This window comes from Chloroflexia bacterium SDU3-3 (assembly GCA_009268125.1).
Taxonomy (GTDB): domain Bacteria; phylum Chloroflexota; class Chloroflexia; order Chloroflexales; family Roseiflexaceae; genus SDU3-3.
Window position 1 is genome coordinate 98,296 of the sequence record WBOU01000013.1, and the last position, 16,113, is coordinate 114,408.

Annotated in this window: 16 protein-coding genes; 5 read left to right on the plus strand and 11 right to left on the minus strand. The window is 67.3% G+C overall.

The window, feature by feature from the left end; all coding sequences use genetic code 11:
• Positions 1–210 (plus strand): hypothetical protein, encoded by a 210-nt coding sequence (locus F8S13_19735; GenBank protein ID KAB8141329.1) that lies wholly within the window; start codon positions 1–3, stop codon positions 208–210.
• 63 nt (positions 211–273) lie between these two features.
• Here the strand turns inward: F8S13_19735 and F8S13_19740 are convergent, their stop codons facing one another.
• The 7 genes from F8S13_19740 to F8S13_19770 form a co-directional block, all read right to left on the minus strand.
• Entirely contained in the window at positions 274–1,452 is a 1,179-nt protein-coding gene (locus tag F8S13_19740; GenBank protein ID KAB8141330.1) for an ArsA family ATPase, read from the minus strand.
• 150 nt (positions 1,453–1,602) lie between these two features.
• Positions 1,603–4,272 carry a pyruvate, phosphate dikinase gene (locus F8S13_19745; protein ID KAB8141331.1) on the minus strand — a complete coding sequence of 890 codons (2,670 nt, stop codon included), beginning with the start codon at positions 4,270–4,272 and terminating at the stop codon, positions 1,603–1,605.
• 90 nt (positions 4,273–4,362) lie between these two features.
• Complete coding sequence (locus F8S13_19750; GenBank protein ID KAB8141332.1) at positions 4,363–4,749, minus strand: type II toxin-antitoxin system death-on-curing family toxin; 387 nt, start codon at positions 4,747–4,749, stop codon at positions 4,363–4,365.
• A gap of 44 nt (positions 4,750–4,793) precedes the next feature.
• Complete coding sequence (locus tag F8S13_19755; protein KAB8141333.1) at positions 4,794–5,180, minus strand: type II toxin-antitoxin system death-on-curing family toxin; 387 nt, start codon at positions 5,178–5,180, stop codon at positions 4,794–4,796.
• A gap of 25 nt (positions 5,181–5,205) precedes the next feature.
• On the minus strand, positions 5,206–5,412 hold the full coding sequence (locus F8S13_19760; GenBank protein ID KAB8141334.1) for a hypothetical protein: 207 nt from the start codon (positions 5,410–5,412) through the stop codon (positions 5,206–5,208).
• 105 nt (positions 5,413–5,517) lie between these two features.
• A complete protein-coding gene (locus F8S13_19765; GenBank protein ID KAB8141335.1) occupies positions 5,518–6,876 on the minus strand; it encodes a hypothetical protein in 1,359 nt (452 codons plus the stop codon).
• Positions 6,877–6,879: 3 nt separating this feature from the next.
• On the minus strand, positions 6,880–7,758 hold the full coding sequence (locus F8S13_19770; GenBank protein KAB8141336.1) for a M55 family metallopeptidase: 879 nt from the start codon (positions 7,756–7,758) through the stop codon (positions 6,880–6,882).
• 93 nt (positions 7,759–7,851) lie between these two features.
• On the opposite strand from F8S13_19770, the gene F8S13_19775 reads away from it, so the two are divergent.
• The 3 genes from F8S13_19775 to F8S13_19785 all read left to right on the plus strand — a co-directional run bounded on the left by F8S13_19775 (position 7,852) and on the right by F8S13_19785 (position 10,798).
• The gene (locus F8S13_19775) at positions 7,852–9,492 is read left to right on the plus strand and encodes a DHA2 family efflux MFS transporter permease subunit (protein KAB8141337.1); all 1,641 of its coding nucleotides are present in this window, start codon (positions 7,852–7,854) and stop codon (positions 9,490–9,492) included.
• A 144-nt stretch (positions 9,493–9,636) separates the two neighbouring features.
• Complete coding sequence (locus F8S13_19780) at positions 9,637–10,368, plus strand: CoA pyrophosphatase (GenBank protein ID KAB8141338.1); 732 nt, start codon at positions 9,637–9,639, stop codon at positions 10,366–10,368.
• 184 nt (positions 10,369–10,552) lie between these two features.
• A complete protein-coding gene (locus F8S13_19785) occupies positions 10,553–10,798 on the plus strand; it encodes a hypothetical protein (GenBank protein ID KAB8141339.1) in 246 nt (81 codons plus the stop codon).
• 60 nt (positions 10,799–10,858) lie between these two features.
• Here F8S13_19785 and F8S13_19790 read toward each other — a convergent pair whose 3' ends face one another.
• The 4 genes from F8S13_19790 to F8S13_19805 form a co-directional block, all read right to left on the minus strand.
• A complete protein-coding gene (locus F8S13_19790; protein ID KAB8141340.1) occupies positions 10,859–11,698 on the minus strand; it encodes a purine-nucleoside phosphorylase in 840 nt (279 codons plus the stop codon).
• Positions 11,699–11,788: 90 nt separating this feature from the next.
• Positions 11,789–12,487 (minus strand): PH domain-containing protein, encoded by a 699-nt coding sequence (locus F8S13_19795; protein KAB8141341.1) that lies wholly within the window; start codon positions 12,485–12,487, stop codon positions 11,789–11,791.
• A gap of 114 nt (positions 12,488–12,601) precedes the next feature.
• The gene (recO, locus tag F8S13_19800; GenBank protein ID KAB8141342.1) at positions 12,602–13,375 is read right to left on the minus strand and encodes a DNA repair protein RecO; all 774 of its coding nucleotides are present in this window, start codon (positions 13,373–13,375) and stop codon (positions 12,602–12,604) included.
• Between the two features lie 32 nt (positions 13,376–13,407).
• On the minus strand, positions 13,408–15,273 hold the full coding sequence (locus F8S13_19805; protein KAB8141343.1) for a hypothetical protein: 1,866 nt from the start codon (positions 15,271–15,273) through the stop codon (positions 13,408–13,410).
• A 215-nt stretch (positions 15,274–15,488) separates the two neighbouring features.
• Here F8S13_19805 and F8S13_19810 point away from each other — a divergent pair, with 215 nt between their 5' ends.
• Positions 15,489–16,091 (plus strand): CDP-alcohol phosphatidyltransferase family protein, encoded by a 603-nt coding sequence (locus tag F8S13_19810; GenBank protein ID KAB8141344.1) that lies wholly within the window; start codon positions 15,489–15,491, stop codon positions 16,089–16,091.
• Positions 16,092–16,113: the final 22 nt, after the last annotated feature.

The window sequence follows — 16,113 nt, forward strand, 5'->3', positions numbered from 1 at the left end:
ATGGCTGGGAAGCCGCTTCCCATCTATCGGCTGCCGATGCAGCCGAGGCAGCGCGTCGGGCAGGTGCTGGTGAAGAAGGATCGCAATGGCAAGCTCTATATCGAGGGCACGCGGGTTGAGGAGATGACGCCAACCGGCGAGTACCAGATCCTCAGCATGCCAAACGGCAAAAAATACTACGTGCTCCAGAGCGACCTCGACCAGCTCTAGAAAACACACACCGCCCGCAGGTTTCCCTGCGGGCGGTGGTCTTTTTCGGGCTTTGGGCTAGCGCTAGGGCTGGGGGATGGGCGGCTCGGGCGCGCCGAAGCGCACCTCCAGCGTGCCGCCCTTGAACACCGCCTTGGTGGCGGGGCGCTCGGCCAGGGTCAGCGGCAGGATCATGTCGCGCTTGAAGTTGCCGATGGTGATGAACAGCTCGTCGCCGCGCTTGGTGATGCCCACCTTGCCGATCTCGACATGTGGCAGCGGCAGGCGCAGCAGGTACTCCTCGCCCTCTTTCACGATCTCCTGGGTGCTGCCTGCGAAGAAGACCTTGGTCGGATCCTCCTGCTTGAACAGGGCGCGGCCCACGGCGGCCAGCCGCTCGACGCCGGTGACATCGTGCGGGTAGTGCGGGGCCTCCCAGATCGGCAGGGGCGAAAACAGGTCGTGGACCTGCTGGCGGTAGCGCGACTGCATCTCGGCCATCTGGCTCATGAACGCGCCCTCGACGGCGGTCTTGGGCAGCACGCGGTTGAGCACCACGCCATCTACCGGGTAGCCGAACAGCGAGAGGTAGGTGGCGGCGCGCTGGGCCTCTTTGATCACGATCCGCTCGGGGTTCACCACCAGGCGGTACGAGCTGATCGACGGATCGGTGAGGGTGGTGCGCAGCACCTCGACGCCCTTCTGCAGCTTCTGCACCTGCTCGAAGGCGTTGGTGGCCGGGATGAGCGCCCGCACCAGCGGCTTGGCCAGGCTCATGGTGCCGCTGTCCCACTCCATCACGCGCGAGGCGTACCACTGGAAGGTCTCGGGCATGGTTAGGAGGCGGATGGTCTCGCCGGTGGGGGCCGCATCCACGATCACGGCGTCGTAGTTGCCATCGCGGGCCTGGCGGTGGATGTGCAGCAGCGACACGACCTCCTCCATGCCAGGGATGATCGCCAGTTCCTCGGAGGCTACGTCGTCCACGCCCTTGCGCTTGAGCAGGGTGGCCAGGTAGTTGCGCAGCGCGCCCCAGTGCTCGCGCACCTCGTCCAGCACGTTGATCTCCTGGCCCCAGAGGTTCTCGGCCACCTGAGTGGGCTGCGAGCCAAGCGGGGTGTCAAGCGCGTCGGCGAGGCTATGGGCCACGTCGGTGCTGACCACGAGGGTGCGGTGGCCAAGCTCGGCGGCGCGCACCGCCGTGGCGGCTGCGGTGGTGGTCTTGCCTACACCGCCCTTGCCAAGGTAGAGAATAAGTCGCATCGAAGTTCCTTCGAGTCTATCGGCTGATTTTGTACCGCTACGACGCAGCGCGGCGCGGCTTTGTTGCAGGCCGACATGCACAGCGGGCGCACGGGGTTTCCCCCGCGCGCCCGCCTGCTGCTCGCTAGGGCCGAAGCCCCAGGGCGATGCCTACTTGTCCTTCAGCGCCGCCTGGGCCGCCGCCAGCCGCGCGATCACCACGCGGTAGGGGCTGCACGAGACGTAGTTGAGGCCGGTGCGGTGGCAGAACTCGACCGAGGCCGGCTCGCCGCCATGCTCGCCGCAGATGCCGACCTTGAGGTTCTCGCGGGTCGAGCGGCCCTTCTGGGTGCCGATCTGCACCAGCTGGCCGACGCCGTCCTGGTCGAGCACCTGGAAGGGGTCGTCCTTGTAGAGCTTGCGCTCGACGTAGCTGGGCAGGAAGCGGCCAGCGTCGTCGCGGCTCATGCCCAGGGTGGTCTGGGTCAGGTCATTCGTGCCGAAGGAGAAGAACTGAGCCTCCTCGGCGATCTTGTCGGCGGTGAGGGCCGCGCGGGGCAGCTCGATCATGGTGCCGAGCAGGTACTCGACGGTCTCGCCGGTCTCCTCCTGGACCTCCTTGGCCACGGCGTGGACAAGCTGGGCCTGGGCGCGAAGCTCGGTGATGTCGGTGACCAGCGGGATCATGATCTCGGGGCTGGCCTTGATGCCGCGCTTCTGGACCGCAGCGGCGGCCTTGAAGATCGCGCGGGCCTGCATCTCGGTGATCTCGGGGTAGATGATGCCGAGGCGGCAGCCACGGAAGCCGAGCATCGGGTTCGACTCGTGCAGGTTGTTGATCTTCTCGTGCAGAGTCTTCGAGCTGATGCCCATCTTCTGCGCCAGATCCTCGATCGCCTCATTGTCGTGCGGGAGGAACTCGTGCAGCGGCGGGTCGAGCGTGCGGATGGTGACCGGGAAGCCCTCCATCGCCTCGAAGATGCCCTCGAAGTCGCCCTGCTGCAGCGGCAGGATCTTGGCCAGGGCGGCGCGGCGCTCCTCAACCGTGTTGGCCACGATCATCTCGCGCACGGCGTCGATGCGGTCGCCCTCGAAGAACATGTGCTCGGTGCGGCAGAGGCCGATGCCGCTCGCGCCGAACGCGCGGGCGATCTTGGCATCCGTCGGCGAGTCGGCGTTGGCGCGCACGCCCAGCTTGCGGACCTCGTCGGCCCAGCTGAGGAACGTGGTGAAGTAGGTGTACAGCTCGGACTCCTCGGCCTTCAGCTGGCCGCGGATGACCTGCACCACCTCGGCCTCGCTGGTCGGGATCTGGCCAGCGTAGATCAGGCCGCCGTGGCCGTCCACGGTCACGTAGTCGCCAGCCTTCAGCACGGTGTCGGTGCCGCGGATGGTGACGGTCTGGGCCTTGTAGTCGATCTGCAGCGCGTCGACACCGCAGACGCAGCACTTGCCGAGCTGGCGGGCCACCACGGCGGCGTGGCTGGTGAGGCCGCCGCGGGCGGTGACGATCGCGCCAGAGGCGACCATGCCGTGGAAGTCCTCGGGGGCAGTCTCGGTGCGGATGAGGATGACCTGCTCGCCCTTCTCGGCGCGCTCGGCGGCCACATCCGGGTCAAGCACGATCTGGCCGCTGGCGGCGCCGGGGCCGGCGGCCAGGCCCTTGGCCAGCACGCCCGCCTTCTTGGCGGCCTTCGCGTCCACGATCGGGAAGAGGAACTGGTTGAGCATCTCGGGCTTCACGCGGGTGAGCGCCGTCTCTTTGTCGATCAGGCCCTCGTTCACCAGGTCGACCGCGATCTTGACGGCGGCCATGCCGGTGCGCTTGCCGTTGCGGGTCTGCAGGAGCCACAGCTTACCGCGCTCGACGGTAAACTCCATGTCCTGCACGTCCTTGTAGTGCTGCTCCAGCTGGTGGGCGAAGGCCGAGAACTCCTTGTAGGACTGCGGCATCTCGTCCGTCATCTGCGACATCGGCTTGGGCGTGCGGATACCGGCCACCACATCCTCGCCCTGGGCGTTGATGAGGTACTCGCCGAACAGCACGTTCTCGCCCGTGGCCGGGTTGCGGCTGAACGCCACGCCAGTGGCCGAGTCGTTGCCCATGTTGCCGAACACCATCGACTGGACGTTCACGCCCGTGCCGATGTTGTCGGGGATCTTCTCGATACGGCGGTAGTCGATCGCGCGGCGGCCCATCCAGGAGTTGAACACGGCGGCGATCGCCAGGCGCAGCTGCTCGAACGGGTCGTCAGGGAACTCCTGGCCGGTCTCGTTCTTGATCAGGGCCTTGAACTTCGCGGTGATGTCGGTCAGCTCCTCGGTGGAGAGGTCGGTGTCCTGGCGCTCGCCGTGGCCCTTGGCCTCGTCCATCACGTGCTCAAGCTTCTCGCCGTCCACGCCAAGCACGATCTTGCCGAACAGCTGCACGAAGCGGCGGTAGGCGTCGGCGGCGAAGCGGGGGTTCTCGGTCAGCTTGGCGAGGCCCTCAAGGGTCGCCTGGTTCAGGCCGAGGTTGAGCACCGTGTCCATCATACCGGGCATGGACTCGCGGGCGCCAGAGCGCACCGAGACGAGCAGCGGGTTCGAGGGGTCGCCGAACTTCTTGCCGGTCTTGGCCTCGATATCCTTCAGCGCCTCAAGCGCCTGCTCCCACAGGCCCTCGGGGAACTGCTTGCCGTACTCGTAGTATGCATTGCAGGCCTCGGTGGTGATCGTGAAGCCTGGAGGAACCGGCACGCCCGTGCGCGTCATCTCGGCAACGCCAGCGCCCTTACCGCCAAGCAGCTCGCGCATCGACGCGTTGCCCTCGGTGAACAGGTACACCCATTTGTGAGCCATTACAACTCCTCCGTTGTATTGTGTAATACTGGAATGCGTGCTGCGCAGAAGCTGGTCTGCCTGCTGCACCATTGCGGCACGCGCATGCAGCTACGCACTATCCTCGATTTGATCCGCCAGCCACGCGGTCACATCCTCGCGGCTGATCGCGCCGCGAGCGATCTCGCGGGCGTACTGGCGCAGCGCATCATCGGTGGCGGTGAGGCGCGCGCCGTTGCGCTGGAGGAAGAGCCGAAGCGCCAGGGTTGCGATCCGCTTGTTTCCATCCCAGAACGGGTGGAAGACAACCAGGCTGTGCAACAGCGCGCCCGCCTTCTCCTCAAGCGAGCCAAATATTTCTTGACCAAACACCACCTGCTGTGGCGCGCTGATCGCAGCCATCAGGCTGCTCATCTCGCGCACCGCGCAGCTGTTCACGCTCTCCTTGGCCACCCGATGCCGGATGGCCATCAGATCGCCCAGGTGCAGGTAGTTCATGCCGCGCTTCCAGGCCAGCGCTGGCGGCGGGAAGCCCGCTGTGGCTAGCGCTCGGTGCTATGGCGTTCGAGCCAGTCGAGCAGGCCCTCGCGGCTCATCGAGCCATCGGCCAGGGCCATGATCGCGCTGTAGGCCTCGTGGTTGCTGGCCTGCAGGCGCAGCCCAGCCGCATCGAGGGCCATATCCAGGGCCACCAGGGCCACCCGCTTGTTGCCATCCGAGAACGGGTGCGCCTTCATGATCGCGTAGCACAGCGCCCCGGCCTTCTCGCGCGCGCTGGGGAAGATCTCCATCCCGAAGGCGCTGGCGCTCGGTGCCGCCGCCGCGCCCTCGAGCCGGCCAAAGCCCGACTCGGTGATGCCGCGCATGCCACCGAACGATGTCATCAGCAGCTCGTGGATCAGCAAGATGTCGGCGGGCGCAAGAACCATAGCCAGTGGTACCACCCTGGCGTTGCTACGAGAGGTTCATCAGGGCCTCGCGGTAGGTGGCCATGGTCACCTGCGCGCGGGCGATCACCTCGGGGGCAACACCGGGAAGGGCGCGAATTCTCACGCGCCCTTCATCTAGCTGCTCGATTGAAATAACAACAGCGGGCTGCTCTGCAAGCCATGTGCGCATGACCTCGGGTAGCTCCGCCATCGGAAGTACGATATCATCCATAGAGCAACACCAAGCCCATGTGGGCAGAAGTGTATTCGGCTGCGCCAGAATCATCTGTCCAGCACGCTTTGCCGAACCGTACTATACCGCGCTTTCGGGTACGTGTCAAAGTTGCCGATCGCCTTCCGAAGGCTCTGGGCGCTGATCATCTGGCGGCGGCGGCGCTTGCTCGCTGCTGGGCGGGGGGATCTCCCCCGCTGGCGCAGCGGCCTGGGCGGCAGCGGCGGCACGGGCGCGACGCTGCATCTGGATGCGGCGCAGCAGCACATAGGCAAAACAGACAAATGAGGCCAACAGGAACAGGCCGATCATCAGATTGCGATAGGGCAGCACCGGGCGCTTGAGCCGCAGCGACTGGACGACCGTACCACCACGCGTAGGGCTTTCCCCCGCCGCGCCCACCGACGCATCGCGTGCCACCAGCGGCAGGTAGCGCACGCTCGGCCCTGTGGTGTCGGGCGCGGGCGCAGGCGGCAGCTGGGCCACCGTGGTGGCCCCGGCGGGCGCGGCGGTAGCTAGCGGGGCCACCGCAGTGGGCAGGCGACCAGGCTGCGCTGGCGAGGTGCCGCGCGGCAGGATGACCACCTCGGTCGGCTGCTCGGTGGCACGGATGTCGCCAGGGCCAGGGGTGGCGCCAAAACCTGTAGGTGCCACATCCACGGCAGCGGTGGCGGTAGCGGTGATGGCCAGGGTGTCCGTGGGGGTGGGCGTGGCCGTAGGCGTGCTGGTGGCGACAATCACCCCGCCAGGCTGGGGGGTGAGCGTGATGGTGGGCGTGGCGGTGGCGTTGCCATCTGGCGTGGGCGTGATGGTGCGGGGCGTCGTGGGGGTGGGCGTGGTGCCCATCTGCGAGTCGCTGGTGAGCGTCAGGCTCTCGCCATTGCCCAGCGCGTCGATCCCGAACTCCCACAGCGCCGAGGTCGAGTTACACGACGAAAAGCGGCTGGGCGTGCACTCGACCACGCTGGCCGACTGCACTTCCCAGTGAAAGCGGCTGGGGTAGCCTGCGGGCAGAGCATCGCCATTGGCATCAAAGGGCCTGCCGGTGAGGGCCGCCACCACCGACACATGGTCGTTCTGGCGGGTCGCCGTCAAGGTTGTGATCATGCTGTTGTAGTTGCTGGCCTTCTCGCGCAGCGTGTTGAGCTGGCTCTGCAGCATGGCCGTGTCGGTGAACTGGGTGGTAAGGCGGACGCCAGCGTAGGTGCTATCGCTCCAGTAGTCGAGCGCGGGCTGCCAGGCCTCTGGGAAGTTGTCCACCTCCGCCGAGAAGATCTCGTAAAGCGTCTGCGGGTCGATAGGCACCTGGCCAGCCGCCTCCTGCTGCTGCTGGTACGCCTGGTTCACCCCCACATGGACCTCGATCGTACCGCTGCCGTCGTCGTTCAGCTGCACGATCGTATCGTGGGCATAGCAGCCCGAGAGCAGCAGGGCGCACAGCAGCAGCAGAAAACAGTGCTTCATAGGCTAGCCAGCAAGGTTATACATAGCGCGGAAGGCCCGGAACACCTCGGTATAGCTGGCGTGGGTGAACTGCACGCCGCGCGCGCCCACCCGCTCGCTGCCGGGCGTGAGCGCGGCCATATCGGCCTGGCTGGTCTTCATAAACTCGACCAGCATGGTCACCCTGGGGGCAGGGAGCAGCGGCGGCGGCAGCTGGGCCAGCGCGGCCTGCGCGCCCTCGCGGATGCGGCGGCGGCTCTCGCCCAGGGGCAGGCAGCGCGCGCCGGTGCGGCTGATGGCCTGCTTCACCTGCACGGTGGTGACGCGGTCGCCCAGCAGGGCGCGGGCCTCGGCGCAGATCGTCTGGTCGCCGGTGACAAGCGCCACCGGCACGCCGAAGTGCCCGGCGAACAGCGCATTGATGCCCAGCTCGCCCACCACCAGATCGTTGATGGTGACGCGGTAGACCGACCCCTCGGTGTAGGTATGGTCGATGGTGGCCGGGGTGCTGCCCGCCATGCCATGGTAGCCCACGCAGAACATGGCGTCGAAGCCTGCCTCCAGCCCCTGCACCATCGAGTAGGGCTTGGGCGAGCCGGAGATTAGCTCGGCGCACGGGTGCAGATCCTCAATATGCAGATTGCGCATGTTCCAGTGCGAGTCGTTCACCACCACCTCGGTCGCGCCAGCATCCAGCGCGCCCTCCACGGCGGCATTCACATCGCCCATCATCAGCGCGCAGGCGCGGTCGTACTCGCGCGCCCCTGGCTCGGTCTGGTCGGCGTGGACCACACCCGATGCCCCTTCCATGTCGGCAGAAATATAGACTCGCATGCTTTCACCCTTCCCCAGCCTGAGGGTGCGCTCGGTAGCGCAGCGCGTGGGGCTGGCCCATTGTAGCATAGCGCTGAGTGGGCGTGGGGCGCATCCAGCGCAAAGAAATGGACGTAGGCAGCATAATCACATCCCAACGAGCAGGAGAAGGAGCCGCAACCTATGAGCAACCCCGCCGCGCCGGCGATGCAGCCCTCGGGAGAAAAGGGCCTAGCGTACAAGTGGAAAGTGCTGATCTGCGTGATCTTCGGGATCTTCATGATCATTCTCGACAGCACGGTCATCAATGTGGCGCTCCAGACGCTGCGCGCCGAGTATGGCGTGACGCTGGCAGAGGCGCAGTGGATCATCAGCATCTACACGCTGGCGCTGGGCATCACCACGCCGCTCTCGGGCTTTCTGGCCGACCGATTCGGCATCAAGCGCATCTACATCACCGGCCTAGCGCTATTCACGCTCAGCTCGCTGTTCTGCGGGCTGGCCCCCAGCTTCCTGCTGCTGATCGTCGCGCGCGCCCTGCAGGGCATCGGCGGCGGGCTGGCCCAGCCGCTTGGCCCGGCCATGTTCTACCGCGCCTTCCCGCCCAACGAGCAGGGCACCGCGCTCGGCTTCTTCGGCATGGCGCTGGTGGTGGCACCGGCGCTGGGGCCGATCCTCGGCGGGCTGCTGGTGGATGCCGATCTGTGGCGCTGGATCTTCTTGATCAACCTGCCGATCGGGCTGCTGGGCGTGGTGCTGGCCACCACCATGCTGCGGCCCGACAAGGCCGAGGGCCACGCCAAGGCCGACCCGCTGGGCATCGCGACAGCGGTCATCGCCTTTGGGTCGCTGCTGTACGCCGCCACGCAGGCCGCCGAGATCGGCTGGGGGGCTGCCGAGGTGCTGGGGATCTTCGCGGTAGGCGCGGTGGCGCTGCTGGCCTTCATCATCGTCGAGCTGTTTGTGGCCAAGGAGCCGCTGCTCGACCTGCGGCTGTTCCGCAGCCCCACCTTCGCGATCGCCACGGTGATCGGTTATGTCACTGTGGTGGCGCTGTTCGGGGCCGAGTTCCTGATGCCGGTGTACCTGCAGGTGCTGCGCGGGCGCACGGCCATGGAGAGCGGGCTGCTGCTGCTGCCGCTGGCGCTCACCTCGGCGGTGGTCACGCCGCTGGCCGGGCGCTTCTACGACAAGATCGGCCCGCGCATGCTGCTGATCGTGGGCTTCGGGCTGCTGGCGGTCAACACATGGCAGCTCTCGCAGATCCAGGCGCTCACGCCGATGAGCACGATCATGTGGCTGCTGGCGCTGCGCGGGGCGGCGCTGGGCTGCATCACCCAGACCACCATGGCCACGGCGCTGGGCGCGGTGCCGCGCAACCTGCTGCCACGCGGGTCGTCGCTGATCAACGGCACGCGCTTTGTGGTGCAGTCGATCGGCGTGGCGCTGCTGGCCACGTTGCTGGCCAGCACATCCTCGGCGCAGACTCGGCAGCTGCAGGCCGACTACAGCGCTCACAGCGCCGCTGGGGCATCGACCAGCTTCGGGCTATGCGAGACCCCAGGCGTCGCCCCCGAGCGCAACCTGCCGCCCGCGCTGAGCAGCCAGCCCGCCGCCGCGCAGGCACAGGCCAAGGCCCAGATCGACCAGGCCTGCAGCGAGTATCTGGCCGGGTTCGACCTGGACTACCGGCTCACATTCTACTTCGCGCTGGCGGCCCTGGCGCTGGGAGCGCTGCTGCCGGGCTGGCCAGGGCCGTGGGCCGGGCGCGGCGCACCGCAGCCCGAGCGCGGCGCGCCAGCCATCGCCGAGCATGTGGGCTAGGCGCAAGCTCCACCCGTTCTGCGCAGGAAAAGCCCTCTAGTACACAACATCCTGTGATCGGGTACACTCTGGTATTTTCTTGGCAGCTTGATGGTAACAACGCTTCCGTATTATTGAGGACGCACACCCTCGGCGAAGCCTAACATGGCTTGCAGTTCGTGCTACACTATGCTATGTCGAACCATGGCTTCTCGGAGGCACCACGTGATACGGCCAAGCTCGCTTCCCACAACTAGCCAGGGCTGGGCGGCCCTGGCCCACACAGCAACGCAGCTTGAGACCACCATAGCACCAGAAGAACTGCTGATCGTGCGCGACACCCAGGGCCGACACATGCGCTTGGCGGGGCCGCCGCCGGGCATGCGCGCACGGCTGGGCGCGGTGCTCCTGCTGCTCTTCCCCCAAGGCGGCGACCTGTGCCTGCCGCTTACGGTGCGCAGCGAGCACCTGCCCCACCATAGCGGCGAGGTCTCGCTGCCGGGCGGCGCGACCGACCCCGGCGACAGCGGGCCGATCGCCACCGCCCTGCGCGAGTGCGAGGAGGAGATCGGTGTCCCCCAGGGCGGGCTGGCGATCTGGGGCGAGTTCGCGCCGATCTACATCCTGCCCAGCAATTTCCAGGTCACACCTGTGGTAGCATATAGCCAGATCGCGCCGCAGCTGTATGTGAACCCCTACGAGGTGAGCGACATCATCCTGGTGACGCTGCGCGACCTGCTCGACCCGGCCATGGTGCTCACCGAGCGGCGCACGCTGCGCGGCACGGTGGTGGATGTGCCCTACTTCGCCATCGGGCAGCAGAAGGTGTGGGGGGCTACCGCGCTGGTGCTCAGCGAGTTCACCGCCCGGATGCGCCGCGTGCTCGCCGATGGATGAGAGTACTAGCGCGGCGCGGTACAATGGTGCCACCCCCAGGTCGGCAGCGCGCCATTGACAGCGGCTGCACTGCCCTTTTATTATTAGGGGCGGTAGCCTGCGAAATTCGCTGTAGGGTAGCCCTTTACGGCTTGCGGCAACATCTTAGATTCTCTACGGTCGTTATGTATAGGAGGACCGGCTCATGTCCATCGAAAATGCCATTGCGGATCTCACCAGCCGCATCCAGGGTGCCAGCCCCGACGCTGTCATCCGCATCAAGCAGCGCAACAGCGAAGAGGCGACCATCCGCGTCTACGCGCCCGCCGACCACGAGAGCACCATCAAAGAGATCGTCCAGCCGATCACGCTCTCGCTGCTGACCGAGAACGACCTGGATGTGCAGGTGCTGGTCTACGACATCGCCACCTCGCTGCCACCCGAGGAGTAGGGTGGGGTGTGATACGGGGCATCGGGGAGCTTAAAAAGACCCCGACGCCCCGCTTTTTCGCTAGCCCGCCGCCTGGATGCGCGACAGCACCCCGCGGATCACCGCGCTGAACGCGGGCTTGGCGGCCTCGCCGGCCTCAAGCACCTCCTCGTGGTTGGCGGGCGCACCATCGGGCAGCGCCAGGTTGGTGATCAGCGAGATCGCCAGCACCCGCATGCCGCCGTGCCGCGCCACCAGCACCTCGGGCGCGGTCGACATCCCCACCGCATCGGCCCCCAAGATCTGGAACATCTTCAGCTCGGCCCCGCTCTCGAAGGCCGGGCCGCTGACCATGGCGTAGACGCCCTCGCGCAGGGTCGTCCCGGCCTCGGCAGCGGCCTCGCGGGCCATCTGGGCCAGCCCCTCGTCGTACGCGCCCACCACCGGCGGGAAGCGCACGCCCAGGCGGTCGTCGTTCGGGCCGACCAGCGGGTGATGGCCAGCCAGGCCAGGGAAGAAGATGTGGTCGCGCAGGCGCATCAGGTTGCCCACCTGCCACTCGGGGCGCAGGCCGCCCGCCGCGTTGGTGGCGATCAGGGTGTCGCAGCCCAGCGCGCGCAGCACGCGGATGGGGAAGGTCACCTCCTGCATAGTGTAGCCCTCGTAGAAGTGGAAGCGCCCGCGCATCACGGCCACGGGGTGGCCCGCCAGAAGGCCCACCGCCAGCTCGCCGCGGTGGCCGTGCACCGTGGACTTGGGGAAGCCCGGGATCTCGCCGTAGGGGATGATGGTGGCCTGCTCGATCTCATCGGCCAGCGCGCCCAGGCCCGAGCCGAGCACCAGCGCGGTGCGCGGCACTATGCCGATCCGGCCCGCGATAGCGGCGCGCGCCTGCTCGATCTGGGTATAGAGGTCGCTCATGATTCAGTGCTCCTTTAGATCCGGCAAAACAAAGACCGCGAAACCGCCATTATAGGGCGATTTCGCGGCGCGGGTAATTCCTTAGGCGCGCTAGATCCGGCTCAGCAGCTCGCGCTTCTTCAGCTCGAACTCCTCGTTCGAGAGCACGCCGCGGTCGCGCAGCTCGGCCAGGGTGCTGAGCGTGTGCTCAAGATCGCCGCCGCCCGCCAGAGCGCCGCCCGCCGACACATACGGCTCGACCTCGCGCGGGTCGTAGTAGCCGAACCCGTGGATGTACTGCTGCTTCGCGTCGTTCATGGCCCGCTTGAAATCCAGCGGGTGCGCGATCTTCTGCAGCACATTCGCGCCTGTATCCGACGCGGTGAGAATCTCGACATCGCCGAAGTCGAACATGCGGCCCAGCCAGCTCTGGCGCAGCTCCAGATCATTGATCTTATCCAGCGACGAGTCAGCCGCCTCCTTGTTCACCACGCCGCGCAGGCGAACGACGCGGTGGTTAGTGATCACGAACTCGGTGCTGACCCAGCGCAGGTAGTCGATGATCGCGCTCACCAGGATGATCAGGCTGATCACCAGGCACACGATCAGCACCATCTGGCCGATCGGCATATTCCCTATCATACCCTGCCGCGAGTTCGGGAAGGCCACCTGCGAGGCCACGCCCGCCGCCACCATCAGCACGATCAGCGAAAGCTCCGCCAGGATATTCCCGATAAGAATGAAGATATGCTGCCGCCCGATATAGATCACCTTCTCGTCGCGGCCCAGCAGATCGTCGATGTAGGCCATAACCACTTCTCCTTACGCAATGGCTGGAATGTCTGTGACTACGCGGCTTGCGGGACTTGCACCCATGCGTCGTAGTCCCAAAGCGATAGTGCAATGTCCCCGGCGCAGGGCGTGCTACGCCGGGCCGCTCGGTAGGCGGGTACGAACATCATCTAGGAATGCGACCGAGCGCAGGTCGCGCTCAAGCACCTGCCGGATGTAGGCGCGCAGCAGCGCCTCGGCCTCGGCGCGCACCTGGGGCGAGATCTGCATGCGGTCGACCGCCTCGATCGGCTGGGTCTGCAGGAAGCGCAGCAGCTTGAATGCACCAAGCCCCATGGCCATGGCGCGCGGGTCGGCGCTGGCGCAGCGCGGGCAGAGCACCCCGCCCATCGCGGGGCTGAAGCGGCTGGCCTGCTCGGTCAGCTGCTCTTGGCAGGCGGCGCAGTGGTGAAAGCGTGGCCGATAGCCCACATACCCCAGCAGGCGCAGCTCGAACATGCGCAGCACCAGATCGGCGGGGCTGCCCGCGTCCAGCGCACCCAGGGTCTCGACCAGCAGCTCAAATACCTGGGGGTTTTCGTCTTCCTCCTCTATCAGCCGGTCGATCAGCTCGGCGCAGTAGTAGGCTGCGCCGATGCGGTCGAGATCGGCCCGCAGATGCTCGTAGCTGTGGATGAGGGCGCTCTGGGTGACGATATCGAAGGTGCGGCCAACCGCCAGCAGCATGGTGGCGTAGCTAAACAGCTCGATATGCCCAGCGATGCGGCTGGCGGTCTTGCGCGCGCCCTTGGCCACCACGCGCCGCTTACCCGCCGGGGTCAGCAGGGTGAGCAGCCGGTCGGCCTCGCCAGTGTCGCCGCGGCGGATGACCACCGCCTCTGTTCGGTAGACGCGTTCTCGTGCCATAGGGTGATTGCCGTGCCTCGTGGGCCGAGGGCCTAGGGCAGCCGCTCGCGCAGCGCCTCAAGCGCCCCCCGCCCCAACTGATATGCTCGGTTGAGCTGCCGCTCGTCGAGAAGATCGGAGACCCGCCGCAGCAGGGCCGCGCTCGCGCCGCCCTCGATCTGTAGATCGGCGCAGGCCCCGGCGTAGAACTCCAGCGCGGCCAGCACCACCGCTAGGTCGCGCTCGCCCAGGGGCGTGGCAGCGGCCTCGGCGGCGAGGCCGTAGCCCGCCTTGCGCATGCGCTCGGCCAGGGCGGGCGCATCGCCCTCGCGGATGGCGTAGGCCGTGTCGCTCAGGCGCTGGGCGGCGGGGAAGCGCAGCCGCCGATCATGGCGGATCTGCTGCATCACTGCGGCGTCGCTGGCTTCGACCAGCACCGCCCGCCGCAGCGAGACCTGGCCGTGCTGGCGGGCCCACTCGCGCATGGATGCCAGCACGTTCTGCGGCACACGCCGCTCGCTGGCCTCGATCAAGAACTGCTCAATATCGTCAAAAGCTATGCCACGGTCCAGCGCGGCCAGCAGCGCGTGTCGGTCGAGGTGGAAGACCGACATTGCACCGCCTGCTATCTGGCGTGCGATCCGCCCGATCTGAAAGCGCGCGTAGAGCGACGCATAGGGCGGCACCAGCGCCTCAAAGTTTGATTGTACCACGAGTGGTGCGGCTGGTGGCTCTGCGGGCGGCGGGGCCTGCCGCAGCAGCGCCGCGCCCATGGGCGTCAGCCGCAGCAGCGCGGGGTCGCCCGCGCGCGGGGCCAGGTCGGCCAGGCCCAGCCAGTGCAGCGGCCCGGCGATCACGCTGGCGATCTGCGCGCCCTCCACCGCATCCCAGTGGGCGAAGCCATCGAGCGAGCGTCCGTCGCGGCTGCGGATGCCCCACGACTCGTAGCGGCCGGTGGGGCGGGCGTAGTCCGGCTCGACATCGCGGATGGCGGCGACCACGGCGGACAGCGACACCCACTGGTCATCGGGCAGCTGGGCGAAGATCCGCACCAGAGCGCGGTGGGCGCGCTGCAGATCGCGCCCGTAGGTGCGCTCGAACGACATACCGCACATGCTGGCCAGCTCGTCGAACCCCGACTCGGCCCAGGCATCCAGCATGGCGCGGGCGCGCTCGGCGGCGGGGCGGCGCAGCCATGCCAGCGCCGCGCGGGTGGGGCGCAGCAGGCCGCCGCTGGGCCGCAGCAGGCCGGACTGCTCGGCAATAGCCTGCAGAAAGGTGTGGTAGGGCGCAGGCTCGCCCTGGCCCAGCCGCTGCGCCAGCTGGCGCAGGCTGGCCGCCCGCAGCGCGCCGCCCGCCCCCACCTCAAGCGCGCCATCATAGCCCAGCAGCAGCAGGGCCAGCAGGTCGCCCTCGGCATCCTGGGTGGATCGGGCGCGCATGTCGAGCGGGGCGGGCGCGGGGGCCACCTGGATGCGAGAGGGCGCGGGGGCCACCGGCGGCAGCAGCGCCAGCAGATCGGGCGGGATGGCGTAGCGGCGCTCGTGGCCCGACGGCACCGGCTGGATCATACCCAGCAAAAATAGCCGCTCGGTGGGCGACGGCGGGGCCGACAGCGCCAGCAGATAGGCGCGGGGGTTGGCGTAGCTCTCGGCGGCGCGGATGCTGCCAAACTCGCGCTCGATCACCGGCGCGGGCAGGCTGCCGCCGTGGGATTGCAGGCGCACCAGCGCGGCGCGCGCTGGCGGCGGCAGGCCATCTAGCGCGCGCCGCACTGCGGTGGCATCGAGCATCGCATCTGCCAGCAGCTCGGGCGAGGCCCCCAGATCAGGCGATAGCAGCCACATCCGCGCAATCACCGCTCGCTCCGAGGGGATTCGCTCCTCTAGCCAGAACCGCAGATCCAGAGCGCCATTCATCAAGCTATCGTCCTTCTGTGGGTACGAAAACCCTTTCACGATCGCGCCATAGGCCATAGGGAAGCCCAGCAAAGTATAGCATATCTGAGCTAGGAAGGGGAGCAGCGCCCCATGCCGCGCCCCGGCTGTGGTATTATGCACCGCGGGCTTTTCTGGCCCGTGTCGCTGAAGCACCAAACGATACTGCCAGGCCAGCGCCTGGCAAGGAGGAAGGCTTGTCGGCCCGAAGCATCCCAAATTTGCTCGGCTTTCTGCGCATTCTCACCACGCCCCTGCTGTTCTGGCTTGTGCTCTGGGGCACGGCGGGCGGCTACATCGGGGCCAGCGTCCTGCTGCTGCTGATGGCGATCAGCGACATGGTAGATGGCAAGCTGGCCCGTCGGCTCAACGCGGTCTCGCCGCTGGGCGTCTTCCTCGACACCACATCCGACAAGATCTTTGTGGCCGGTGCCATGCTGCCCATGATCGAGACCGGCCTGCTGCCCGCCTGGATCCCCTTCCTAGTGATCTTCCGCGACTCGGCGGTGTCGGGCCTGCGCTCCTACGCCGCCGCCGAGGGCCACGTGATCTCGGCTGGGGCCTGGGGCAAGCAGAAGCTGGTGATCTCGGTGGTGGCAATCATCTGGCGGCTGGTCGCGGCCACGATCACGCTCTACCCCGAGGCGCCCAACTGGCTGCAGCTGATCGGCAACGTGTGGCCGATCTCGATGGGGCTGTGCGTGATCTGGACGGCGATCTCGGGCATTGAGTACTTTGTCAAGGCCTGGCCCATGCTCAGCAGCGATATCACCCCCAAGGTGAAGGGCGATCTCGAGTAGCTTGCCACCTAGCGCACGGCGC